Source organism: Rhizobium sp. WSM1328, from assembly GCF_057653715.1.
Genome location: NZ_CM172788.1, coordinates 547,740 through 571,338 on the forward strand (window position 1 = coordinate 547,740; position 23,599 = coordinate 571,338).

Annotated in this window: 25 protein-coding genes; 15 read left to right on the top strand and 10 right to left on the bottom strand. The window is 61.9% G+C overall.

Annotated elements, in window-relative coordinates; all coding sequences use genetic code 11:
- Positions 1–13 precede the first annotated feature (13 nt).
- Together AC2444_RS02675 and AC2444_RS02680 are read right to left on the bottom strand one after the other, a co-directional pair.
- Positions 14–931 carry a 2-dehydro-3-deoxygalactonokinase gene (locus AC2444_RS02675; RefSeq protein ID WP_012756231.1) on the bottom strand — a complete coding sequence of 306 codons (918 nt, stop codon included), beginning with the start codon at positions 929–931 and terminating at the stop codon, positions 14–16.
- Positions 931–1,698, bottom strand: coding sequence for an SDR family NAD(P)-dependent oxidoreductase (locus AC2444_RS02680; protein ID WP_171815711.1), 768 nt, complete (start codon positions 1,696–1,698; stop codon positions 931–933). The genes AC2444_RS02675 and AC2444_RS02680 overlap by 1 nt, the downstream gene beginning before the upstream one ends.
- Positions 1,699–1,806: 108 nt before the next feature.
- Between AC2444_RS02680 and AC2444_RS02685 the strand changes: the two genes are divergently transcribed.
- The gene (locus AC2444_RS02685) at positions 1,807–2,604 is read left to right on the top strand and encodes an IclR family transcriptional regulator (RefSeq protein WP_012756233.1); all 798 of its coding nucleotides are present in this window, start codon (positions 1,807–1,809) and stop codon (positions 2,602–2,604) included.
- Between the two features lie 257 nt (positions 2,605–2,861).
- Positions 2,862–3,596: a helix-turn-helix transcriptional regulator gene (locus AC2444_RS02690; protein WP_012756234.1), complete on the top strand. Its 735-nt coding sequence runs from the start codon at positions 2,862–2,864 to the stop codon at positions 3,594–3,596.
- Here the strand turns inward: AC2444_RS02690 and AC2444_RS02695 are convergent.
- Positions 3,589–3,900 carry a hypothetical protein gene (locus AC2444_RS02695; protein ID WP_128449650.1) on the bottom strand — a complete coding sequence of 104 codons (312 nt, stop codon included), beginning with the start codon at positions 3,898–3,900 and terminating at the stop codon, positions 3,589–3,591. The two genes, AC2444_RS02690 and AC2444_RS02695, sit on opposite strands and share 8 nt — an antisense overlap.
- A gap of 229 nt (positions 3,901–4,129) precedes the next feature.
- Between AC2444_RS02695 and AC2444_RS02700 the strand changes: the two genes are divergently transcribed.
- The 9 genes from AC2444_RS02700 to AC2444_RS02740 all read left to right on the top strand — a co-directional run bounded on the left by AC2444_RS02700 (position 4,130) and on the right by AC2444_RS02740 (position 13,045).
- A complete protein-coding gene (locus AC2444_RS02700) occupies positions 4,130–5,296 on the top strand; it encodes an Mrp/NBP35 family ATP-binding protein (RefSeq protein ID WP_012756235.1) in 1,167 nt (388 codons plus the stop codon).
- 444 nt (positions 5,297–5,740) lie between these two features.
- Positions 5,741–6,718, top strand: a complete 978-nt coding sequence (locus tag AC2444_RS02705; RefSeq protein WP_012756236.1) for a magnesium transporter CorA family protein — start codon at positions 5,741–5,743, stop codon at positions 6,716–6,718.
- A gap of 18 nt (positions 6,719–6,736) precedes the next feature.
- Positions 6,737–8,635 carry a potassium transporter Kup gene (locus AC2444_RS02710; RefSeq protein WP_012756237.1) on the top strand — a complete coding sequence of 633 codons (1,899 nt, stop codon included), beginning with the start codon at positions 6,737–6,739 and terminating at the stop codon, positions 8,633–8,635.
- Positions 8,636–8,899: 264 nt separating this feature from the next.
- Positions 8,900–10,129 (top strand): cell wall hydrolase, encoded by a 1,230-nt coding sequence (locus AC2444_RS02715; protein ID WP_012756238.1) that lies wholly within the window; start codon positions 8,900–8,902, stop codon positions 10,127–10,129.
- Positions 10,130–10,400: 271 nt separating this feature from the next.
- On the top strand, positions 10,401–10,739 hold the full coding sequence (locus AC2444_RS02720) for an AtpZ/AtpI family protein (protein ID WP_012756239.1): 339 nt from the start codon (positions 10,401–10,403) through the stop codon (positions 10,737–10,739).
- A gap of 62 nt (positions 10,740–10,801) precedes the next feature.
- Positions 10,802–11,554, top strand: coding sequence for a F0F1 ATP synthase subunit A (locus tag AC2444_RS02725; protein WP_012756240.1), 753 nt, complete (start codon positions 10,802–10,804; stop codon positions 11,552–11,554).
- A 67-nt stretch (positions 11,555–11,621) separates the two neighbouring features.
- Entirely contained in the window at positions 11,622–11,849 is a 228-nt protein-coding gene (locus AC2444_RS02730) for a F0F1 ATP synthase subunit C (protein WP_003545854.1), read from the top strand.
- A 77-nt stretch (positions 11,850–11,926) separates the two neighbouring features.
- The gene (locus tag AC2444_RS02735) at positions 11,927–12,550 is read left to right on the top strand and encodes a F0F1 ATP synthase subunit B (RefSeq protein ID WP_012756241.1); all 624 of its coding nucleotides are present in this window, start codon (positions 11,927–11,929) and stop codon (positions 12,548–12,550) included.
- 3 nt (positions 12,551–12,553) lie between these two features.
- On the top strand, positions 12,554–13,045 hold the full coding sequence (locus AC2444_RS02740; protein ID WP_012756242.1) for a F0F1 ATP synthase subunit B: 492 nt from the start codon (positions 12,554–12,556) through the stop codon (positions 13,043–13,045).
- 353 nt (positions 13,046–13,398) lie between these two features.
- Here the strand turns inward: AC2444_RS02740 and rnhB are convergent, their stop codons facing one another.
- Both rnhB and AC2444_RS02750 read right to left on the bottom strand, forming a co-directional pair.
- Positions 13,399–14,088 (bottom strand): ribonuclease HII, encoded by a 690-nt coding sequence (gene rnhB, locus AC2444_RS02745; protein WP_012756244.1) that lies wholly within the window; start codon positions 14,086–14,088, stop codon positions 13,399–13,401.
- Positions 14,089–14,250: 162 nt separating this feature from the next.
- Positions 14,251–15,408: a PA0069 family radical SAM protein gene (locus AC2444_RS02750; protein WP_012756245.1), complete on the bottom strand. Its 1,158-nt coding sequence runs from the start codon at positions 15,406–15,408 to the stop codon at positions 14,251–14,253.
- Between the two features lie 139 nt (positions 15,409–15,547).
- Here AC2444_RS02750 and AC2444_RS02755 point away from each other — a divergent pair, with 139 nt between their 5' ends.
- A complete protein-coding gene (locus tag AC2444_RS02755) occupies positions 15,548–16,066 on the top strand; it encodes a glycosyltransferase family 2 protein (RefSeq protein ID WP_017993099.1) in 519 nt (172 codons plus the stop codon).
- A 181-nt stretch (positions 16,067–16,247) separates the two neighbouring features.
- Complete coding sequence (locus AC2444_RS02760; protein WP_012756247.1) at positions 16,248–16,583, top strand: hypothetical protein; 336 nt, start codon at positions 16,248–16,250, stop codon at positions 16,581–16,583.
- A 33-nt stretch (positions 16,584–16,616) separates the two neighbouring features.
- Here the strand turns inward: AC2444_RS02760 and moaB are convergent, their stop codons facing one another.
- The 4 genes from moaB to AC2444_RS02780 form a co-directional block, all read right to left on the bottom strand.
- A complete protein-coding gene (moaB, locus tag AC2444_RS02765; protein ID WP_012756248.1) occupies positions 16,617–17,168 on the bottom strand; it encodes a molybdenum cofactor biosynthesis protein B in 552 nt (183 codons plus the stop codon).
- Positions 17,168–18,079, bottom strand: a complete 912-nt coding sequence (locus tag AC2444_RS02770; RefSeq protein ID WP_012756249.1) for a 4-(cytidine 5'-diphospho)-2-C-methyl-D-erythritol kinase — start codon at positions 18,077–18,079, stop codon at positions 17,168–17,170. The genes moaB and AC2444_RS02770 overlap by 1 nt, the downstream gene beginning before the upstream one ends.
- Before the next feature lie 51 nt (positions 18,080–18,130).
- Positions 18,131–19,963 carry a tetratricopeptide repeat protein gene (locus AC2444_RS02775; RefSeq protein WP_012756250.1) on the bottom strand — a complete coding sequence of 611 codons (1,833 nt, stop codon included), beginning with the start codon at positions 19,961–19,963 and terminating at the stop codon, positions 18,131–18,133.
- 133 nt (positions 19,964–20,096) lie between these two features.
- A complete protein-coding gene (locus tag AC2444_RS02780) occupies positions 20,097–21,113 on the bottom strand; it encodes a polyprenyl synthetase family protein (protein WP_003556922.1) in 1,017 nt (338 codons plus the stop codon).
- 108 nt (positions 21,114–21,221) lie between these two features.
- On the opposite strand from AC2444_RS02780, the gene AC2444_RS02785 reads away from it, so the two are divergent.
- Both AC2444_RS02785 and AC2444_RS02790 read left to right on the top strand, forming a co-directional pair.
- Positions 21,222–21,449 carry a putative signal transducing protein gene (locus tag AC2444_RS02785; RefSeq protein WP_003556924.1) on the top strand — a complete coding sequence of 76 codons (228 nt, stop codon included), beginning with the start codon at positions 21,222–21,224 and terminating at the stop codon, positions 21,447–21,449.
- Positions 21,450–21,455: 6 nt separating this feature from the next.
- Positions 21,456–22,226: a tRNA1(Val) (adenine(37)-N6)-methyltransferase gene (locus tag AC2444_RS02790; RefSeq protein WP_012756251.1), complete on the top strand. Its 771-nt coding sequence runs from the start codon at positions 21,456–21,458 to the stop codon at positions 22,224–22,226.
- A gap of 30 nt (positions 22,227–22,256) precedes the next feature.
- Here AC2444_RS02790 and AC2444_RS02795 read toward each other — a convergent pair whose 3' ends face one another.
- Complete coding sequence (locus AC2444_RS02795) at positions 22,257–23,597, bottom strand: Nramp family divalent metal transporter (RefSeq protein ID WP_012756252.1); 1,341 nt, start codon at positions 23,595–23,597, stop codon at positions 22,257–22,259.
- Positions 23,598–23,599: the final 2 nt, after the last annotated feature.

The window sequence follows — 23,599 nt, forward strand, 5'->3', positions numbered from 1 at the left end:
CGTGTCAGCTTTCTCAATTCGGCCAGATGGCTTCGGCGGCAGCCGAAAGCCCGCGGCGCACGGCGGCGTCGGCGTCAATGGCGGTGAAGGCAAGGGAGAGGGTTTTGACGGCCTGTTCGTAGAGCGCCTGCAGGCGCCCGGAGGCGACGAGGGTGATGGTGGTGCCGTTTGCCGCATCCTGCAGCGCCCCGGCGATTTCAAGGCCGATCAGCGTACCGGAAAGCCGGGCTTGCGCGGCAGCCGCAGAAATCCCGTGCAGGAGCTGACCGGAGCGGGCGGCAAAGAGCAGGTTGGAGGCAAGGGCCGGACGTGCGAAAGCGGCCGAGACCGCGGCCTCGAAGGCCGCCGCATCCGCCGGCTGCTCTTCCGCACCGGCAACGGCATGCGAAAGGATCGTGTGTTTGCTGATGACGTCGAAAAGCTCGCCGGTCATGAAGGTCGAAAAGCCGGTCACCTTGCTATCCGTCACATGCACCCATTTCGAATGGGTGCCGGGCATGCAGACCGCCTGCGCGCCCGCGCTTGCGCGGCCGAGCGCGCCGAGAAGCTGGGTTTCCTCGCCGCGCATGACGTCGGGCCTCGCGATGTCCCGCTGGGCAAGGCCCGGCAGAATGCGGATGTCGCGGCTTTCGCCGGGCACGGAGACCGCTCCGGTCAGGATCGAGGCAAGCGGCGCCGGCACGTCGATATAACCGGCCTCGACCCAGCCCTGCCTGGCGCCGGCCATGCCACAGACGATCACCGGCAGGTTTTCGGGTGCCTCGATGGCGGCGAGATGGCCGGCAAGCACCGCGGAAAAGCCGATCTTTGCCGCGCTCGTCATGCCTTCGCCGCTGCGGCGTTCGGCAAGGACGGTGCCGTCTCTGCTGATCAGCCAGAGCCGAAAGCTGCTGGTGCCCCAGTCCACCGCGACATAAGCGGGATTTGCCATTACAGAACACCTCCATCGACAATCAGAGACTGGGCGGTCATCGCCGCCGCGCAGTCGGATGCAAGAAACAGGCAGGGACCGACGATCGCATCGGGTTTGAGCGCGACTTTCAGGCACTGGTCCTCGACTGAGCGCGCAATGCTCTCTTCGGTGAGCCAGTGCTGCATCTGCCGCTCGGTGACGACCATGCCGGGCAGGATGCAGTTGACCCGAATGTTCTCCGGCCCGAGCCTGCCCGCCATGCTCTTCGTCAGCCCGACGACCGCCGCCTTGGCTGCCGCATAGGCGGGAAAGCCGCCCATGTTCAGCTTGAAGGCGATTGACGACATATTGATGATCGCCCCGCCGCCGGCCGCTCGCATCGACGGCACGACTGCCTGCGAGGTGAAGAACACATGTTTGAGGTTGACCGCCTGGTTGTTGTCCCAATAGGCCTCGGTCACCGCGTCGAATTCATGGCGGTCGTCCCAGGCGGCATTGTTGACCAGCACGCGGATCGGCCCTGAGCTGGCAATGACGCTATCGACCGTGCGCCGGATCGCCGCGATGTCGCGCAGGTCGGCATGGTGAAAGGAGACCGGATGCGTGGTCTCCCGCGACAGCCTTTCGGCGAGCTCGCGGCCGGCGGCCTCGGCGATATCGATGAACGAAACCTTGGCGCCTTGGCGCGCGAAACCTTCGACGATCGCAGCACCGATGCCCGATCCGCCGCCGGTCACCAGCACGGCTCGGTTTTTGAACTCGGGAAATTGTGCTGCTGGCATCATGGTCACCGTCGCCTCCCGACCTTATCGTTGTTCCATTATATGGAACTTAATTTGACTATATGGAATTATCGAATTACAGTGCCCTTTCTGTCAAGGGTGAGTGACGCGATGAATTCAAACGGCGACGGCGCAGCACAGGCACGCGAAACCGGCACGCTCGGCAAACTGATGGTTCTGCTCGATCTCGTCACCCATGCCGATGCGCCCCTGCGTTTCACCGACATCCTGGCCCTTGCCGGCCAGCCGCGCGGCACGCTGCATCGCCAGCTGAGCCACTTGGTGGAGGAGGGGCTGCTCGAGCTCGATGGCGACGGCCGTTATGCGCCCGGCCTGCGCTTGCTCGATTTCGCCGCGCGCAGCTGGGCGCGCAACGAATTTCGTCTGATTGCCGAACCACACCTTAGAGATCTGCAGCAGGCGACCGGCGAGACGGTCCATCTCGGCGTCCTCAGGGGCCAGTCGATCATCTATCTCGATAAGGTCGAGGGCCGTCAGCCAGTGCGCATGTATTCGCAGATCGGCAATGCCTCGCCCTGTTATTGCACTGGCGTCGGCAAGGCCGCCCTGTCGCTGCTGCCGGCCGAAAGCCTCGTCGATCTCATCGCCGGCCTGAGCTTCACCAGCTTTACCGCCTCGACCCATGTCTCGGCCGAAACGTTGCTTGCCGAAATCCGCGAGATTGCCGATCAGGGTTATGCCTTCGACCGCGAGGAGCATGAGGCCGGCATCCGCTGCGTTGCCGCACCCGTTTGGTCGGAGGATCGGACCTTTATGGGGGGCATTTCGATTACCGGCCCGGCCTATCGGTTGTCGATGGAACTTCTGCATCAATGGACCGTTCCCGTTCAACTGGCGGCTGTCAGGATCATGGAAGGCATGCGCGTCCGGCTCGGTCCGCGCCGCTGACAGAAAAAATCGCCGTCGGCTGCTGCTGCTGGACGTAATCGCAGAGCATGCTTATGATAAGCGCGATATTGAGATTTTCCGGCGAATCACCACAACTAGAACGGTCCGCGAAATCTACAACCATTCACCGGCCGAACGCTCGACGCTGAAGCCGATTCCAACCAGCGATCGTCGTTTCCCGATGCAATCGAGCCGGCCACGGCGGGCAGGTTTCGCAAACGGTTTGCCGGCCGCTGTGCCGAAGATGAAGAAATGTGATGGCACCCTTGTCGCAAACATCCACGGAAGAAGACGACTACGTTCAGGAAATAGCGGGCCTGAAGACCCAGTTCGATATTTTCCGTTTCATGAAACGGGTGACGGAAGCCTATCGCAGCCGTGCCTTCATGGTTCTCAACCTGCCGCCGATCACCTCCTTCGATCTTCAGGGCAGCACCGTCATCACCAGCTGGCCGGCCGAGCTTCTGGCGCTCTACGACCAGGAAGGCCTGATGGTGAACAGCCCGGTCCTCAGACGCCTCAGAACATCGGCGCGGCCCTTCTTCTACGACATGTCACGGCAGAACTTGTCGCGGGACGACGGTAAGTCCATTCTCGTCGCCTCCCTGTTCGAACGTTTCAAGATGATGCGCTGCGCCTATTTCCCGACGCATGAGCCCTCCGGCCTGCGCGGCGCCATCTCTTTCGCCGGCGACCGCGAGCCCTTCAGTCCGGCCGAGATGCGTGAGCTCTGCTACATTTCCATCCATATCTTTGACAGGCTTGCCGAGATCCGCAACCTCGATACGCGCATGACGGATACGCTGACCGACCGCGAGATCGATTGCCTCAACTGGACGGCGGCCGGCAAGACCAGTGCTGAAATCGCCGAAATCCTCACCCTGTCCGAGCATACGGTCAATCACTACCTCAACCGTGCCACCAAGAAGCTCGACACGGTCAACCGTACCCAGGCGGTCGCCAAGGCGTTGCGCATCGGCCTGATCAAATAAGTTGCAAAAAACAACCGAGTGCTTTCGAAGCCGCCCAGCGCATAGGCAAGTCCTTCCCGTTGGAAGCCTGTCCCGAGCGCTTTTGCCCTGTTTTTCCTGATTTTCCATCTGGCACGCTTTCTGCATCTCTTCTGCGAGAGGTCCAGAGGGGACTTTGAGACCAGCGCCAGAAAATGGCGCGGCCGACACACCGCTGCCCGACGCCGATGCCGCTTTTCTTCCGGCCCTTCGGTGTCGGCGGCGGTTGTTGCGTTTTGGCACCGCTTCTTTCCCGGCTGTTGGCGATTTCATCTTCCGCGTTCACTTTTCGCTGGTCTTTTCTTCGGCTTGCTCTAGTTCGCCCCGGATTGCGCCGGTTCTCGGGGAGACCGTTGCGGCCATCAGGGCGAAAGCCCGGCGGACTTGATGGCCGCAACGGATTGCCAATTCTCCCCGGCGCTCTTTTGGCGCACCGGATTTTCCTCCCGATGATTTTGTTTGGCGAAGGCTTCCGTCTCCACTATCTGTGATCTGCAAGAAGCAGTGAGGGTGGAATGGCCGACGTCACCAAGGAACAAGTTCTCGAAACGCTGAAGACAGTGCGTGGACCGGATCTCGAGCACGATATCGTCGAGCTCGGCATGGTTTCCGACGTCTTCATCTCCGACGGCAAGGTTTATTTCTCCATCACCGTCCCGGCCGATCGCGCCAAGGAGCTGGAGCCGATGCGGCTCGCCGCCGAACGCGTCATCAAGGAAATGCCAGGCGTCAAGGGTGCCCTCGTCACACTGACGGCGGACAAGAAGGCCGCCGCCGCCGCTCCGGCTGCCCGCCCTGCGGCGAACCCGCCTCACGGTCATGCCGGGCACGATCATGGGAGTCATGCTCACGCTCCTCAACAACCGCCGCGCGCCGGCAAGATCGGTGTGCCCGGCATCGGCGCGATCATCGCCGTCGCCTCGGGCAAGGGTGGGGTTGGCAAGTCGACCACCGCCGTCAATCTCGCACTCGGCCTGCTCGCCAACGGCCTTCGTGTCGGCATTCTCGATGCCGATATCTATGGTCCCTCGATGCCGCGGCTGCTGAAGATATCCGGCCGCCCGACGCAGATCGACGGCCGCATCATCAATCCGATGGAGAATTATGGCCTCAAGGTCATGTCGATGGGTTTTCTTGTCGACGAGGAGACGGCGATGATCTGGCGCGGGCCGATGGTCCAGTCGGCGCTGCTGCAAATGCTGCGCGAAGTCGCCTGGGGCGAACTGGATGTCCTCGTCGTCGACATGCCGCCCGGCACCGGCGACGTCCAATTGACCATGGCCCAGCAAGTGCCGCTTGCCGGCGCCGTCATCGTCTCGACGCCGCAGGATCTCGCGCTGATCGATGCCCGCAAGGGCCTCAACATGTTCCGCAAGGTTGAGGTGCCGGTGCTCGGAATCGTCGAGAATATGAGCTATTTCATCGCCCCGGATACCGGCACCCGCTACGACATCTTCGGCCATGGCGGCGCCCGCAAGGAGGCCGAGCGCATTGGCGTGCCCTTCCTCGGCGAAGTGCCGCTGACGATGAACATCCGCGAAACCTCCGACGCCGGCACGCCGCTTGTCGCCTCCGAGCCGAACGGCGTCGTCGCCGGCATCTATCGCGGCATCGCCGCCAAGGTCTGGGAGCAGGTCGCCGGCCAGCCCCAGCGTCCGGCACCGACGATCGTCTTCGAATAATGCATGCCGCCCGGAAGTGTGCAGCGGTTCCGGGATAAAGGCACGCATCACAACAAATGCATGTCGCCCGGAAGTGCAGCGGTTCCGGGATAACGGCATGCATAAAACAAAATGCATGTCACCGGGACGTGTGCAGCCGCTAAAGCGCGGCGCTTTAGCGGCCCGAATCGCCGCAGCGGATACCCCAAATTGTGGGGGAAACGTGGTGAAAAGCCGCGCTTCACGGAAGATGTCTTGATTATTTCACGGCTTTGCTTCATATGCCGCGGCGCCATGATGGCATTTTGCTGCAGATGCTCAATGACGGTCGTCTTCGTATCGAAGATGCCGGCCCGCCTGCAAGTTCGGAGTTGTCTTGTCGATCGAAGGATTGGGAACTGCGATGCGGTTGAGCACAACGCGCATGCCGGCCTTTAAGGTTGGATGCAGCCGGAGAGACGACCGGTGATTACCGCCTACTGTTCCAATTGCAAGTCGGTCGAGATCGGCGATCTGTCGCATGCTGCGTCCTTTCCCGAGGATGTCGTCTGGATCGACATGATCGAGCCGACCCGCGATGAGGAACTCTATGTTGAGAAGGTTCTTGGCATCGAGGTCCCGACCCGCGACGATCTCAAGGATATCGAGCCTTCCGCCCGTCTCTATGTCGAAAACGACGCCGTCTTCATGACCGCCTCGCTGCTCTGGAAGGCTGACACCGACGTACCGACGCTGACCGATGTTGCCTTCATCCTGGCTGGAAACCGCCTGGTCACCATTCGCTACGCCCATCCCAAATCCTTTGCGCTGTTCATCGCCGCCCTCCACCGGCTGCCGGAAAACTGGCGCAGCGGCGCTGCCCTTCTTGCCAAGCTCTTGGAGACGATCGTCGACCGCACCGCCGAGATCCTCGAGATCGCCGTCTCGCGCCTCGACATCCTGTCGATGCATGTCTTCGGCGAGCGGGCAAGGAAGGTGCGTAAGCCCTCGAACTATCTCGAGGAGAAGCTGCGCGATATTGCCGGCCATCACCGGATGATCAGCAAGGTGCGCGACAGTCTCGGTTCGCTTGCCCGCTTGCTGACGTTCTTTCACACGATTCCGGCGATCCAGCAGGACCGCGAGGCGAAGGAGCTTTGCCGCACCGTCTCGCGCGATATCCAGTCGCTGTCGGAGCATGCTTCCTTCGTCGCCGCCAACATCACCTTCCTGCTCGATGCTTCGCTCGGGCTGATCAACATCGAGCAGAACTCGATCATCAAGATTTTCTCGATTGCCTCGGTGGTGTTCTTGCCGCCGACATTGGTCGCCTCCGTCTATGGTATGAATTTTCAGGTCATGCCGGAGCTGACCTGGGCCGCGGGTTATCCCTATTCGCTGGCCTTGATGGTGATATCCGCCGTCATCCCCTTTTTCTTTTTCCGCTGGAAAGGCTGGCTCTAAGGAGCCTGTTGCAACTTCATGTCCGAAGAGAGCCATCCGAACGAACGCCATATGACGCCGCGAAAGCTGTTCTATCTCGCGCTGGGTTCCGTCGGCGTCGTCTACGGCGATATCGGTACCAGCCCGCTCTATGCCTTTCGCGAAGCGCTGAAGCCGGTGGCCCATGACGGCGTTACCCGTTTTGAAGTCATCAGCCTGATCTCGCTGATGATCTGGGCGCTGACGATCATCGTCACCATCAAATATGTGCTCTTCCTGCTACGCGCCGACAACGACGGCGAGGGCGGCACGCTGTCGCTGCTGGCCCTTCTGATGAAGACCGCCAACGGCCATACCGCCATCCTGATGCTGCTTGGCCTGATGGGCGCTGCCCTCTTCCTCGGCGATGCGATGATCACCCCGGCTCTGTCCGTGCTGTCGGCCGTCGAGGGCCTGAAACTCGTCACACCCAGACTCGCGGACTATATCGTGCCGATCTCGGTGGTGATCCTGGCGCTGCTCTTCGTCGTGCAATCGCGCGGCACTGGCGCCGTCGCGAGGTTCTTCGGCCCGATCACCGCTGTCTGGTTCCTCGTCATGGCCGCCGCCGGCATTTCCCATATCTCTGACGATTACGGCATTCTGGCCGCCTTCAATCCCTATTATGCCGTCAGCTTCCTGCTGCATGAGGGCTTCTACGGCGTCGTCGTGCTCGGCGCCGTCTTCCTGACGGTGACGGGTGCGGAGGCGCTCTATGCCGATCTCGGCCATTTCGGCCGTCGTCCCATCCAGTGGGCCTGGTTCATGCTGGTTTTCCCGGCGCTGACGCTGAATTATCTCGGGCAGGGGGCCCTCGTTCTCGGCAATCCGGCGACGATGTCCGATCCCTTCTATCTGATGTTTCCGAAATGGGCGTTGCTGCCGGTCGTCATCCTGGCGACCGCCGCGACGATCATCGCCAGCCAGGCGGTCATCACCGGCGCCTTCTCGATGGTGCGCCAGGGCATCAACCTCGGCTTCCTGCCGCGCATGGAAATCCTCTTCACCTCGGAAACCAATACCGGGCAGATCTTCGTGCCTTCGGTCAACGCAGTGCTGTTCATTGGCGTCATCTTCCTGGTCTTGAGTTTCAAGACTTCGGATGCGCTGGCGACCGCCTATGGCATCTCCGTCACCGGCGCCATGGTCGTCACTTCGATCATGGCCTTCGAATTCGTCCGCGCCCGCTGGAACTGGTCGCTTCCCGTCGCGGTGATCGCGCTCGCGCCGCTGGTGGTGCTGGAAATGATCTTCCTCGGTGCCAATCTTTTGAAGATCCACGACGGCGGCTATATCCCGATCATGATCGCCACCGCCTTTACCGTCGTCATGTGGACTTGGCGTCGCGGCACGGCGATCCTGATGGAGAAGACCCGTCATACCGATATTCCGCTCGCCTCCTTCGTCAGCTCGATCGAGCGCAAGAGCGAACATTCGCCGGCCCAGGTTCCGGGCACCGCGATCTTCCTGACCAGCGATCCGGAATCGGCCCCCGCCGCCTTGCTGCATAATCTCAAGCACAACCATGTGCTTCACGACCGCAACGTCATCCTGACGATCCGCACGATCAACAAACCGCGTGTACCGAGCCACGACCGTTACAAGATAGAGCAGATTTCCGAGCGTTTCTCCCGCGTCGAACTGCTCTTCGGCTTCATGGAATCGCAGAACGTCTCGCAGGCTTTGGCGACGCTGCGCAAGACAGGATTGAAGTTCGACATCATGTCGACCTCCTTCTATCTCGGCCGCCGCAAACTGGTGCCGGACGCCAAGTCGGGCATGCCTTACTGGCAGGACCGGCTTTACATCGCGCTCGCCAACGCCGCCGCCAACCCTTCGGACTACTTCCGCCTGCCGGCGAACCGGGTGGTGGAACTGGGCTCGCACGTTATTATTTGAGGGTGGGCAAAGACCCCGCCCCAAATCCCTCCCCACAAGGGGGAGGGGTTTAACCTGTTGGGCCGTCTGCCAACTTTTCGACATTTCAGATAAGCGAGGCGGTGCCGCAATAAGTCCCTCCCGCTTGTGGGGAGGGTCCTTTCGCGAGGCTACGACACATCTCATCCCTCGAACTATCCATCACATTAGAACATCCAAAAGTTCTCATGGACACATTTCGGCACGGCCTGTTAACCGGACATCAAGGTTAATGCGGGATTTTCAATGGAATGTTCCAGCGTTCCATGCCCGGAGTCCGTGTTGCGTCGAAAGAGCCCTTCCCGTAGCAAGCTGCGTCTTTTTCCCGAGAATTGGGTGTCCCCCGTAATCTTCGGTCTTGCCGGCTGGCTGATTTTCCCGAGCGTCGCATCCCATGCCGATCTCGCCGCCATGCTCGCCGGCCTCGATCATGAGGGTGGGAACTGGCGTATGGTACTGACCAATTCTCCGGCCGGCTCCATCCACCAGGCCGAACTCGCCTTTGCCGAGCCGATGGTGACGGGTTCGATCGCAGCCGATGCCGGCATGGTGCTGCCCGATGGCCGCAAGGTCGCCTTCAATGCCAAGGACAAGGGCACTGCCAAGGATAGGGGCCATGAGGACACCCCGGACGAGGATCGCGTCAATCGCAGCGCCAAGAAGGGCCGCGTCGTCGCAGTCGAGAAGATGCAGCCGCCGAAGGATTTTTCCGCCGGCTCGATCCTCGAGCGCACCAAGATGCTCTTCACCCCGAGCTTCGATCTCAAGGACCGGTCGGCCTTCGTCAAGCCGAAGATCCAGGGCAAGGAAATCGAGATCGCCACATCTTTCTATAAGAAGCAGCCCGTTGTGACCGATAATGGCGTGCCGGCAATGCTTGCAAGCCTCGTCACCAACAACAAGGCCGATGTGCTGGCCACCGCCTATGCACCGGCAGCACCTGACTATGCCCGCCAATCGCCCTTCGATTCGATCCTGGCCGAGCCGGACAGCGGCCGCTTCGTTCCGGAGATCGGCCCGCGCGACCATGCCTGGGCCGCAAGCGTGCTGGCGCCCAGCGTCTTTTCCGCTCGCGAACAGCAGTGCCTTGCCTCCGGTATCTATTTCGAGGCGCGGGGGGAATCGGTGAAGGGCCAGGCGGCCGTCGCCCAGGTCATCCTCAACCGCGTCCGCAACCCTTCCTATCCGAAGACCATCTGCGGCGTCGTCTACCAGAACGAGGATTGGCGCAACCGCTGCCAGTTTTCCTTCGCCTGCGACAGCATCAAGGACAGGGTGAATTCGGAATATCACTGGCGAGTCGCCCGCGACGTGGCGATGGCGGTGACATCAGGCAAGATCTGGCTGCTGCAGGTGGGTTCGGCGACGCATTATCATGCCGTCTATGTCAGACCGAAATGGGCAAAGACCATGGAAAAGGTCGGCCGCATCGGTCTTCACGTCTTCTATCGCACCTATGGTGGCGGCTGGAGCTGAGATAAATCCCCAGGGCAAGCCGATTTTCGGCCCGGAAAAGCGGATTCTTTCCGTCGAATTTGCGCGATCGACCCAGAGTCGATTTATCTCTTTGATTTGATAGAATTATTTTCTCGCTGGACAGAAGCTGTCTACGCCTTGACTATGCTAATCCCTAAAACTATGTTGCGCGCGACTTCAGAACGGGCCGGAAGGGTCTCAACCTTCGCGTCCGGGGTCCGAATGACCGGGGTAGCGGGAGTGCGGGCGACGGGCAGGCGAGGAGAGATCCATGGCGGACGACCGCGAGGAAAGTCTAGAAAAGCGCCGTGCGCAATTGGGAGCGAAACTCGCGACCAAGGGCGTCGAGACGGGAGAAGACGAGGCTAGGGAAGCCCGCGCCGAGGTAAGCCGCAAAGGTTATGCCCAGGCGATGAAGCTTTCCAGCGAGTTCATTTCCGCAATCGTCGTCGGTGCTCTGCTTGGCTATCTCCTCGACCGTTTTGTTGGCACGGCGCCTTGGGGTTTGATTGTTCTTCTGCTTCTTGGATTTTGTGCCGGCGTTCTGAACGTGCTGCGTTCTGCGGGGGTGGTTGCCCATCCCCTGGACGACAAGGACGACAAGAAATAAGGACCGGTTCCGGTCCAGTGCAATGACCCCGCGTCCTGCGGGCCAAAGAGAGAGAACAAGCGGTGTCTAACGATCCGACTCATCAGTTCCTGATCCAGAAGATTGTGCCGATCGAAATCGGCGGAATTGATTTTTCGTTTACCAATGCATCGCTTTTCATGGCCGTTTCGGCTGCCGCTGCCGCAGGCTTCCTCTATTTCGCGACCTCGAACCGGGCCATCGTGCCGGGCCGTTCGCAGTCGGTTGCGGAAATGTCCTATGAATTCATCGCCAACATGCTGAAGGAAGGCGCGGGCAAGCAGGGAATGAAGTTCTTCCCGCTGGTCTTCTCGCTCTTCATGTTCGTCCTGACGGCGAACCTGCTCGGCATGTTCCCGTATTTCTTCACTGTCACCAGCCAGATCATCGTCACCTTCGCTCTGGCGATTCTGGTTATCGGTACGGTTCTCGTCTACGGTTTCTATAAGCACGGCTTCCACTTCCTGAATGTCTTCGTGCCCTCCGGCGTGCCGGGCCTTCTGCTGCCGCTGGTCGTCACGATCGAAATCATCTCCTTCCTGTCGCGTCCGATTTCACTCTCGGTTCGTCTTTTCGCCAACATGCTCGCCGGTCACATCACGCTCAAAGTGTTCGCAGGTTTCGTCGCCTCGCTCGGAACCATGGGTGCTCTCGGTATCGGTGGCGCCGTTCTTCCCCTCATCATGACCGTCGCCCTGACCGGTCTCGAGTTCCTCGTCGCCTTCCTCCAGGCTTACGTCTTTGCGGTGCTGACTTGCATGTACCTCAACGACGCAATCCATCCGGGCGGGCACTAAGGATAACGACATCGACGTCAAAGGGCGTCAGTCATTCGCCGCAACAACCATTTCAAAGGAGTTCAACATGGAAGCGGAAGCAGCAAAGTACATCGGTGCAGGCCTGGCTTGCTTTGGTATGGCCGGTACGGCTCTCGGCCTCGGCAATATTTTCGGCAGCTACCTCTCCGGCGCACTGCGCAATCCGTCTGCCGCTGACAGCCAGTTCGGCCGTCTGGTATTCGGCTTCGCCGTTACGGAAGCTCTGGGCATCTTCTCGCTGCTCGTCGCTCTCCTCCTCCTCTTCGCCGTCTGATATCGGCGAATAGATGGATCACGGCCTGCGACCGCAAGCCGTGATCCTTTGCATTTGCAGTCCACCTGGAGGTGAGCATGTTTTTTGTGACCCCGGCTTACGCTGAGGAAGCACCGGCGGCAGCGACGGGTACGGATGCGCACGCCGCTCCGGCCGCAGGCGAGGTCCATACCGAGACTGGTGTCGCCGAAGGCGAACACGCCCGCGGCCCTTTCCCGCCTTTCGATTCGACGACCTTCGCGTCCCAGCTGCTCTGGCTGGTGATCACGTTCGGCGTCTTCTATTTGCTCATGCAAAAGGTCATCGCGCCGCGCATCGGGACCATCCTCGATCAGCGTCACACGCGCATTTCCCAGGATCTGGAAGAAGCAGGCCGCCTGAAGGCCGAAGCCGACGCCGCCGTCCGGACCTATGAAGGTGAACTGGCCGCTGCCCGCGCTAAATCCAACGCGATCGGCTCCGCCGCACGCGACGCCGCCAAGGCCAAGGCCGAAGAGGAACGCCGCGCTGTCGAGGCGAGCCTTTCGGAAAAGATCAAGGCTGCCGAGCTGCGTATCGGCGAGATCAAGGCCAAGGCTTTCGCCGACGTCGGCACCATTGCCGAGGAAACGGCGGCTGCCGTGGTCGATCAGCTGATCGGCGGCACCGTCGCCAAGGCCGATGTCGCCGCCGCCGTCGCGGCTGCCAAGAAGGAGGCTTGATCGATGGAATTTGCCTTTGACGCGACTTTCTTCGCCTTTGTCGGCCTCGTCCTCTTCCTGGCGCTGGTCGTTTATCTGAAGGTTCCGGGAATGATGGCACGGTCGCTCGATGACCGCGCCGATCAGATCCGCAACGAATTGGCCGAAGCCAAGCGTCTGCGCGAAGAGGCCCAGCACCTGCTTGCCGAATATCAGCGCAAGCGCAAGGAAGCGGAAGCCGAAGCGGCCCACATCGTTGCCGCCGCTGAGCGCGAAGCCGAAATGCTGACCGCCGAAGCGAAGAAGAAGACGGAAGAATTCGTCGCCAACCGCACGGCGCTGTCCGAGCAGAAGATCAAGCAGGCCGAGGTTGAGGCGATGAAGGCGGTGCGTTCCGCTGCTGTCGATCTCGCAATCGCGGCCGCTGAAACCGTGCTTGCCAAGCGGGCCGATACCAAAATCCAGTCCGAACTCTTCGGCAATGCCGTCGGCCAGGTCAAGACCCGGCTGAACTGAGCGGTTTCGAAAAGATTTGAGAGGAGGCCGGGCATGTCCCGGCCTTTTCTCTTGTCGATTACTCGGTCTCGTGCCGGGTATCTGCCGCAGATAAACCGACTGCAGACGTTCGGGCAAACCCGCTGCGGTCCGCTGCTCTCACCCGGCGCCAGCCCCTCATCCGGCTGCCGCCACCTTCTCCCCGCAGGCGGGGAGAAGGGATATGCCGCGGCCTTCTCCGTCCCCCGCCTATCTCTCGCAGGGCACGTCCCCTCGCCCCGTTTACGGGGAGAGGGTTAGGGTGAGGGGCAGCCTTCGGCGTGAACCGGACAGCATTGGGACAAGCTCGGGCATATCCCGGTCTTTTGAATAACCTACTCGGAAAGCAGCTCGTCCGTCTCAGGAGCGCCCTCGGTCTTACGCAATGGCCTGAAGCTCATCCGGTGCAGCGAGCAGGGGCCGTGTCTCTCGATGCCGGCGCGGTGTTGCGCCGTGCCGTAGCCCACATGCGCGGCAAAGCCGTAATCCGGAAACACGCTGTGGGCCCGCGCCATCATTCGGTCACGCGTCACCTTGGCGACGATCGAGGCGGCGGCGATCGAGACCGAGCGGGCATCGCCCTTGACCACCGCCTGTCCGGGGCAATCGAGGCCGGGCGGCACGTCGAGCCCGTCGGTCAGCACGTAACTTGCCGGAATGGCGAGGCTGCAGATGGCCCGGCGCATGGCGTCGAGGCTTGCCTTGCGGATATCCGTCTCGTCGATGCGCGTCGAGCTGGAGGAGGCGATGGAGACGGTCGCAGTCGCCAGAATCTGCACGAACAGTTCCTCGCGCCGTTGCGCCGAAAGCTGCTTGGAATCGTTGAGACCCTCAGGGATGCGCCTCGGATCGAGAATAACGGCGGCCGCCACGACGGGTCCCGCCAGCGGCCCGCGGCCTGCCTCGTCGGCGCCGGCGACCGGCCAGTGGCCAGCCTTGCGGGCTTTGAGTTCCAGTCGGAAATCCGGCACGAGCGGAGCCGTGTCGAAAAGCAGGGGAGAATCGGGTGACGTGCGAGGTTTCATGCGGCTGAACCTCGCACGCCAACCCGATTGCCCGCAAGTCCCCGGATCAGGGCGGCGGCCGGGGACGCTCCGGCGGATGGTGGCGGTCAGGGCCATCCGCGGGAATTGCGCTCGGGCTCGAAAACAGGCGGTTTCTCGAGAGCCGATGCGCAAGCTCAAAAATCAAAGAAGCGACAGCTGCACGCCGCTGCCATCGGGCGGCACGAACAGATCGTCGCGCAGCGGCATGCTGCGGCGCGTCAGCTGGAAACGTCGGGCGGCCATTTCAAAGCGCCGGGCAATCTGCCAGGCATAGGGGCCGGCGCCCTTCATGCGCTTGCCGAATTCGGCATCGTAATCCTTACCGCCGCGCATCGAGCGCACCAGCGACATCACATGCCGGTAACGATCGGGGTAATGCTGCAGCAGCCAGTCGCGAAACAGCGGGCTGACCTCGAGTGGTAGCCTGAGGATGACGTAGCTCGCCTCGGCGGCTCCGGCAGCCTTAGCCGATTCGAGGATGCGCTCCAGTTCGTGGTCGTTCAACGCCGGGATGAGCGGGGCGGCCAGCACAGCCGTCTGGATGCCTGCTTCGGCAAGCGTGTGGATCGTCTCCAGCCGCCGCGGCGGCGTGGCGGCTCGCGGCTCCATCGTCCGGGCAAGCTTGCGATCCAGCGTGGTCACCGAGATGCCGACGCGCACCAGGTTCTTAGCTGCCATCTCCTGCAGAATGTCGAGATCACGCAGGATCATCGCCGACTTGGTGACGATCGATACCGGATGGTTCGCCTTGTTCAACACCTCGAGAATGCCACGCATGATGCGCCATTCCTTCTCGATCGGCTGATAGGGATCGGTATTGGTGCCGATCGCGATCACCCGCACCTTGTAGCCGGGCTTGGCGAGTTCCCGCTCCAGGAGTTTTGCCGCATCGGGCTTGGCAAACAGCTTCGTCTCGAAATCGAGCCCTGCAGAAAGCCCCATATAGGCGTGTGTCGGTCGGGCGAAACAATAGATGCAGCCGTGCTCGCAGCCGCGATAGGGATTGATCGAGCGGTCGAAGGGAATGTCCGGCGATTCGTTGCGGGTGATGGCCGTGCGCGGCTTCTCGACCTGCACTTCGGTCTTGAATGGCGGCAGCTCTTCCCACGTCTGCCAGCCATCGTCGACGGTTTCGCGTTGCTGCGCCTCGAACCGACCTGTCGGGTTCAGTCCCGCTCCACGTCCACGCCGCCGATCGACCTCGACTCTCAGACCGGAGGAAACGATCATCGCATCGGCAATATCTGCCGTATTGGCAGGCGCGAATGCGGCCTGCCCTGCCAGGGACTGCTCTCTCATCGGATTCTCCCGCGGCGAAAAGCCATCACCTTCGCCCGTTTTGCTGATTAAATTCCTATCCGCAAAACGAGAACAATGCAAGAACAAAATGAGGAAAACGGTGCTGGCAAAAATTTGTGCGGCGCATTATAAATGGTCAATGTTGACGGTTGTTCTCGAATGTCAGGATCAGGAATCTGAGCTGGCACAGACTTTATCGGTATTGGTGGCAGGCGCGGTGGAGGGGCTGGTGAGCGATGTGGTCGTGCTCGATCACGGCTCACGCGACGGCACCTCGCGGGTGGCCGACGCCGCCGGCTGCCGCTTCCATTCGCAGTGGGATATCAAGGACATCGTCCGCTCGGCGCGCGGCGAATGGCTGCTCTTCGTCGAGCCGGGCGCCAGACCCCAGGCCGGCTGGATCGATGAGATCGCTGAATATGTCGCGCTGAACAAATTGCCGGCGCGCTTCACCGCATCGCGTGCCTATAGGCGCCCTTTCTTCCAGCGTGTCGGCCGGGCCGTGCCGCCGCTGGAACTCGGCTTTCTCCTGCCGAAGAAGCAGGCGCTCGCTATCGCCAAAAGCGGGATGCGGCTTACCGAATTCGTCAAGGGCCAGAAGCCGCGCAAGCTCGCGAGCGAATTGATTCCGTCCTGGGTTGCCCGCGCTGCGCGATAGGTGCCACAACTCTCTCCATGAGCAAAAGATGGCGCCCAATAGGATTTCGCGCTATAATTCAACATGGCGCCGTCGAAGCGCCTCGCTTCGCAACGGAATGGCCATGGAATGCCGGTGAACGGCAGAACAGGTCAGCGAAAATCTCCTATTCTGCCGGGCTCCCGGCGAAAGGAGGTGCGTCATGGCACGCGGTAGGATCTACGGCGTACGCAGTATGATCTACGGCCTCATAGCCGTCATATTGCCGACATTGGTGATCGCGCATCCGCATTCGGCTGCATCGCAGATGATGCGCAGTTGCGCAGGCCGACCCGAAATCGTCAATTTCCTGGACAAGAACTTCGCCGAAAAGCTCACGGCAGTCGGACTAATCAACGAGAACGCCATTCTTGAGGTCTATGCCGCCGAAAGCGGCACCTGGACCCTCATCGTCACGGATGTTCACGGCATAAGCTGTGTTCTGCTGTCGGGTGACAGCTGGGACACGATGCCCGTCCTGCCAGGCCTGGCCACATAGTGAAGGCCCCTGTGCGCCAGGGGCAACCATGCCCTACTTCGTCGCGCCGCGTTTCAGGTGCTCGTCCAGCCGCGGCATGATCTCGACGAAATTGCACGGCGCGCTGCGATAGTCGAGCTGTCCTTTCAGAATGCCGTCCCAGGCATCCCGGCAGGCGCCGGGCGAACCCGGCAGCACGAAGATGAAGGTGGCGTTGGCAACACCTGCCGTGGCGCGCGACTGGATCGTCGCCGTGCCGATCTTCTCGTAGGAGATCCGGTGGAAGATGGCGGAAAAGCCGTCCATGCGCTTTTCGAACAAAGGCTCCAGCGCCTCTGGCGTCACGTCACGGCCGGTAAAGCCGGTGCCGCCTGTGGTGATGACGACGTCTATGTCTTGGTTCTCAGTCCAGGCCTTCACCCGCGCGGCAATCTTTTCGCGATCATCGGGCACGATGCCCCGGTCGACCAGCCTGTGCCCCGCCTCCCTGATCCGCGCCGCCAGCGTGTCGCCTGATTTGTCCGTCTCCGGCGTGCGGGTATCCGAGATCGTCAAAACCGCAATGCCGACCGCGATGAAGGGTCGCTTTTCGTCCAGACCTGCCATCACGCGCCTCCCGAAACCGTTTCTGTCGCCTGGAAATACCAGTCAGGGCGCTTGTCGTGAAGAGCTGCCGCCGCACCTTCGGCAGCAGTCATGCTCGCAAAGATGCCGAAACAGGTGGCGCCGGAACCGGACATGCGGGTCAACAGGGCGCCGCGAGCCTGCAGCATCGCCGAGATCGCCGCAATCTCGGGCACGAGTCCGCGCGCCGGCGGCTCCAGGTCGTTGCGGGCAGCAGCAATCGCCGCGAGCCAGTCGGCAGCCTGAGACCCGCTCAAAGCCAGGCTCAGGGCCGGATTGTTCTTTGTCGCCAGCCGGCGGAAAACCTCAGGCGTCGCGACGCCCTTCAGCGGATTGGCAAGCACCATGGCAAAGGCCGGCAGATCAGGCACCGGTTCGATCTTTTCGCCGATGCCGCGGGCAATCAGCGGCCGGCTCTCCAGGCACATCGGCACGTCGGCGCCGAGCTTCAGAGCCAATGCTGCGAGCGTCTCCGCAGATAACGTCGTGCCCCAGAGCCGCATCAGCCCGCGCAGCGTCGCGGCCGCATCGGCCGAGCCGCCGCCGATGCCGGAGGCGATCGGCAGGTTCTTTTCCAAATGGATGCGGACGGGAAAGGCGAGGGGACCGACCACCTCACGCAGAAGGTCGCGGGCCTTCAGCACCAGGTTGGTGCCGCCGTCGCCGGCAAGCGTTTCGCCAAAACGGCCGGACAGGGTCAATGCGTCGGTCGGCGACCGCATGAAGTCCAGCCGATCGCCGTGATCTGCGAAGGTCACCAGCATATCGAGCAGATGATAGCCATCCGGCCGTTGGCCCGTCACATGCAGGGCGAGGTTGATTTTCGCGCGTGCTTCCTCGGAAAAGCTAGAGCATGATGCCGAAAAGTGTGAGCGGTTTTCGGACGACATCATGCTCTATTTCTTTGATCTCACGCCGGCCACGCCCTCATCAGGCATGGTCCGTCAGGATTTCTTGTCGACCGGCGGCGGGGTGACGGGCGCCGGATCCGGCTGCTTCTTGTCGGCCGCCTTGGCATCGTCACTGGCGGGAGGCAGGCCGTTGGCGACCTTGTCCTTGATCTTCGGGATCTCGGCAGCTTCGGGCTCGGAGGCGAGCGCCCGGTTCCACTGGTAGACGGCCTCGAGCTTGCGCCCGACGCGCCAATAGGCATCGCCGAGATGGTCGTTGATCGTCGCGTCGCCGGCCTTGATCTGTGCGGCCCGCTCCAGCTCGTCGACGGCATCGTCGAAGCGGTTGAGGCGGAAATAGGCCCAGCCGAGCGAATCGATGATGTAGCCGTCGTCAGGGCGAAGGTCGACGGCCTTCTTGATCATGCCGAGACCTTCATCGAGGTTCCGGTTCATGTCGATCCAGGAATAGCCGAGATAATTCAGCACCTGCGGCTGGTCGGGATTGAGCTCCAGCGCCTTGCGGAAGTTCGGTTCCGCCTGGTCCCACTTCTTCAGCCGCTCATAGGCGATGCCGCGCTGGAAGAAGACGCTCCAGTTGGCGCGGCCGGGAATGGGGCCGATCGTTTCGACGGCCTTGTCGTAATTCGTGGCCATCGCCTGGTAGTCCTTGGCGTCGGAGAGCACGCTGCCATAAGCGAGGTAACTGCGGATGTCCTTCGGGTCGGAGGTGATAAGCGCCTGCAGGTGCTTGCGCGCCTCATCCACCTTGCCGCCCTGGGCAAGCGCAAGGCCGAGCTGCAGCTCGGAGATGCGCCGCATCGGCGAATTCTCCGGCACCTTCTTGTAGAGCGCGATGGCGCGGTCCATCTGGTTCTGCTTCTCGGCAATGCCGCCAAGCAGCACCAGCGTATCGGCGCTGTTCGGATCGAGCGCATTGGCCGTCTGCAGATACAGCGAGACGATGTCTTCGGCGCCGTCGCGGTTCAGCGCGCCGCCGACCGAAAAGAGCACGCCGGCAGCACCCTCTTCGGCCGTCTTGACCTGCTGGTCCTGCTTCTCGTTCTTCTCGATACTGTCGCGCAACGCGTTCAGCGGCGCATAATTCGGCAGCAGGTTGTCGCCGACGGAAACGGCGTCGAGCGCCTTCTGCTTATTGCCTTGTGTTGCTTCGAGGCGGGCAAGCGCCATCACGGCGCGCATGAAGGTGTCGGGCGCCGTCGCGCCGCCTTCCTTGTCGAGCACGGCATCGTTCAGATGCTGGCGGGCGGATTTCACGTCGCCGGTGACGATGGCGATCGCGCCGGCATTGTAATTCTGGAAGATGCGGAACCAGTCCGGGCCCTTCATCTTCTCGACCATGGTGAGCGCTTCCTTACCGCGGCCGGCGCCGACGCGGGCCCAGGCGAGCAGCAGGTCGTTCATCATCCGGTCGAGATCGTTTGGCCCCTTATATTTCAGGATGGCCTCGGCGGACTTGTAGTCGTCGCGGCGCACGGCATCCATGCCGCGCACGATCGTGGTGATGCGCTCGACGGAAGGATCGCCCTTCAGGTCGTTGGCATATTTGACGCCGTCCTTGATATCGCCATTTAGCAGCAGCGAGATCATCAGCCGCTGGCGAATCTCGGGATTGCCGGGCTCGATCTGCAGCGCCTTCTTGTAGAGTTCGATCGCGGTTTCGTAGTCATGATCGACATCGGCCGTGCGCGCGGCGAGGAAGGCGCCGGAGAAAGTGGTGACGCTGTCCGCATCAAAGTGAACGGCCGTGCCGGCATCGTCTGTCTTGGCCGCATCCTCGGCGTTCGCGCCGCCGACACCGCTGAGCGAAAGGACAGCGGCAAGCGCTGCGCTCGTAAGAAGACGGATGGCAAGTCTCTGCCGCATTAGGAAACCTTTCTTCGACAGCGTCCCGGACAATGTGCCGGTCGCAAAACAAGTTGCGATCACTGATTCATAACAGGATGGCTTTTTTGAAGCGGCGCCGCAAGAAAATCAGCCTGCGATCAAGGACGTTTGATCAATTGACGCGCTCGATGCAGAAGTCGATCACTTCCATCAGGGCGGATTTCCAGACCGTATCGGGAAGGGGCGCAAGCGCATCCCGTGCGATCGTGCCGTAATGGATCGCGCGGCCGATCGTGTCGCTCAGCGTGCCATATTTGGTGATCAGCCCCAGCGCTTTTTCGAGGTTTGCGTCAGTGCTGTTGCCGGCTTCGATCGCATCGCGCCAGAAGGCGCGCTCGTCCTCGGTGCCGCGGCGATAGGCGAGAATGACCGGCAGGGTGATCTTGCCCTCGCGGAAATCGTCGCCGACATTCTTGCCGAGATCGGCCGCCTTGCCGCCATAGTCGAGCGCGTCGTCGACCAGCTGGAAGGCGAGCCCGAGATTCATGCCGTAGGATTTCAGCGCATTGCGGCCGGACCGGCCGGCCTCGGCGACGATTGGCCCGACTTCGGCGGCGGCGGCAAAGAGAGCCGCCGTCTTGGCGCGGATGACGGAGAGATAATCGTCCTCCGTCGTCTCCATGTTCTTGGCGACGGAAAGCTGCAGCACCTCGCCTTCGGCGATCACGCAGGCGGCGGAAGACAAGACATCCAGCGCATCGAGCGAGCCGACATCGACCATCATCCGGAAGGCCTGGCCGAGCAGGAAGTCGCCGACCAGCACGCTTGCCTGGTTGCCCCAGATCATCCGCGCCGTCGATTTGCCGCGGCGCAGATCGCTTTCGTCGACGACATCGTCGTGCAGCAGCGTTGCCGTGTGCATGAACTCGACCGATGTGGCGAGCTTGACGTGGTTTTCGCCCCTGTAGTCGAACAGCGAGGCGGAAGCCAGCGTCAGCATCGGCCGTAGCCGCTTGCCGCCGGACGAGATCAGATGGTTCGCCACTTCGGGGATCATCTGCACGTCGGAGCCGGCCTTAGACAGAATGAGCTGGTTTACTCGCTCCATATCCGCCCTGGTGAGATCGACCAGCGGCTTTATGGATGCCAGTTTGTTTTTGCTTTCTTCAAGCGGTATGACCACGCCCAACGACCCGGACTCCTATTCATTCATTGCACCTGACAATAGAAAGGGGCGATGGACGCGGCAAGGGGTGAATTGTCGCGCTGAGCGAAATTGGAAGGAAAACGACGGCAAATGCATGAGCTTATCCGCGCCAACGACCCCGTTCTGCTCTCCTTTGCCGAGAGTTTGATGAAGGATGCCGGAATTCACTGCTTCATCGCCGATCAGGGCATGAGCGTGCTGGAAGGCTCGCTCGGCATGCTGTCGCGCCGCCTGCTGGTGGATGAGGAGATGGCCGATCAGGCGCGCCGCATCCTCACCGATGCCGGTCTCGGCGGCGAGCTGCGCGAGCGGAAGTGAGCTCCGATGACCGCCACTGACACTGTCGATGCCTTTCATCGCGGCGGCTTCCATGTGGTGCAGCCGAAGGGCAGGGGTCATCGCTCCGGCATGGATGCGATGCTGCTTGCGGCGCTCGTCGCCGACGATCGTCCGGTCAGGGTCGCCGATCTCGGCGCCGGCGCCGGCGCTGCCGGCCTTGCCGTCGCCTCGCGGCTTGCCAATACGCAAGTCGTGCTTTTCGAGCGCTCGGCCGAGATGGCCGATTATGCCCGCCGCAGCATCCTCTTGCCCGACAATGCCCATCTCGCCGGCCGCGTCAGCGTCGTCGAGGCCGATGTGACGCTGACCGCCAAGGCGCGCAACGATGCCGGGCTCACCGATGAGAGCTTCCACCACGTCATCATGAACCCGCCCTTCAACGACGCCGGCGACCGGCGCACACCGGACGCGCTGAAGGCCGAAGCCCATGCGATGACCGACGGCCTGTTCGAAAGCTGGATCCGCACCGCCGGCGCCATCATAATCCCAGGCGGGCAATTGTCGCTGATCGCCAGGCCACAGTCGATCGCCGAGATCGTCGCCGCCTGCGGCCGGCGCTTCGGCGGCATCGAGATCACCGCCATCCATCCGCGTCAGGGTGAAAACGCCGTGCGGATACTGGTGACTGGTATCAAGGGATCGCGGGCGCGGCTGTCGCTGCGTGCGGCCCTCATCATGCACGAAGAGGGGAGCCACAAGTTCTCCCCTCTCGTTGATGATTTCAATAATGGCCGGGCGGCCTATGCCAGGCTTTAGACTGGCGCCACACTTTTCCTGAAAAATGCTTCAGCCGGTGACGAAGTCGAAGAGCAGCTTGACGTTCAGCCCGGCGATGACGATCGCGATCAGATACGCAACCCCACTCAGCCAGCGCGGTGCCACGAGTTCACCCATCTTGGCTTTGTTGGCGGTGAACATCACCAGCGGGAAGACGGCGAAGGAAAGCTGCAGGCTGAGCACCACCTGGGTCAGGATCAAAAGCTCTGCCGTGCCCTGGTCGCCATACCAGATGGTGACGATCGCTGCCGGCACGATGGCGATGGCCCGGGTAATCAGGCGGCGCACCCACGGCTTCAGCCGAATCTTGAGGAAGCCTTCCATGACGATCTGGCCGGCAAGCGTCGCCGTCACCGTCGAGTTGAGACCGCAGCAGAGAAGCGCGATGCCGAACAGCGTCGGCGCGATGGCGAGGCCGAGCAGCGGCGACAGCAGCGAATAGGCATCGCCGAGTTCGACGACGTCAGTCTTGCCGTGCGCATTGAAGGCGGCGGCAGCCAGGATCAGGATCGAGGCGTTGATCAGCAGCGCGAAACAGAGCGCGACGGTCGAGTCGATCGTCGCAAAGGTGAGCGCCTCCCTCTTTTCGGGAACCGTATGGCCATAGGCCCGCGTCTGCACGATACCGGAGTGGAGGTAGAGATTGTGCGGCATGACGGTCGCGCCGAGAATGCCGAGCGCCAGATAGAGCATCTCGGGATTGGTGACGATCTCCGTCGTCGGGAAGAAGCCGGTGAGGACCGCGCCCCATTGCGGGTCGGCCAGCAGTATCTGCACGCCGAAGCAGACGGCGATAACGCCGAGCAGCGCGATGATGAAGGCTTCCACCCAGCGGAAGCCGAGCTTCTGCAGGAAGAGGATCACGAAGACGTCGAGCGCGGTGATCAGCACGCCGAGTTCGAGCGGGATGCCCATCAACAGGTTGAGGCCGATCGCCGTGCCGATCACCTCGGCGATATCGGTGGCGATGATGGCGATTTCCGCAAAGGCCCAGAGCGGCAGCGAGACATATTTCGGAAAGGCGTCGCGGCAGGCCTGGGCGAGGTCGCGGCCGGAGGCGATCGCCAGGCGCGCGCAGAGCGATTGCAGCACGATCGCCATCAGGTTGGAAAGCAGAGCGACGGTGAGCAGCGCATAGCCGAATTTCGAGCCGCCGGCGAGCGAGGTCGCCCAGTTGCCGGGGTCCATATAGCCAACGGCGACCATGTAGCCCGGTCCGGCGAAGGCTGCCGCCCTTCGCCATCTCGAGCTGTGACGCCCAGTACCGACGGTGCGGTAAACATCCGACAGCGACGCTTCTCCGCGTTCGTGCCGCCAGCCGTTCTTTGCATTCGGATTGAGGGCGTCCATGC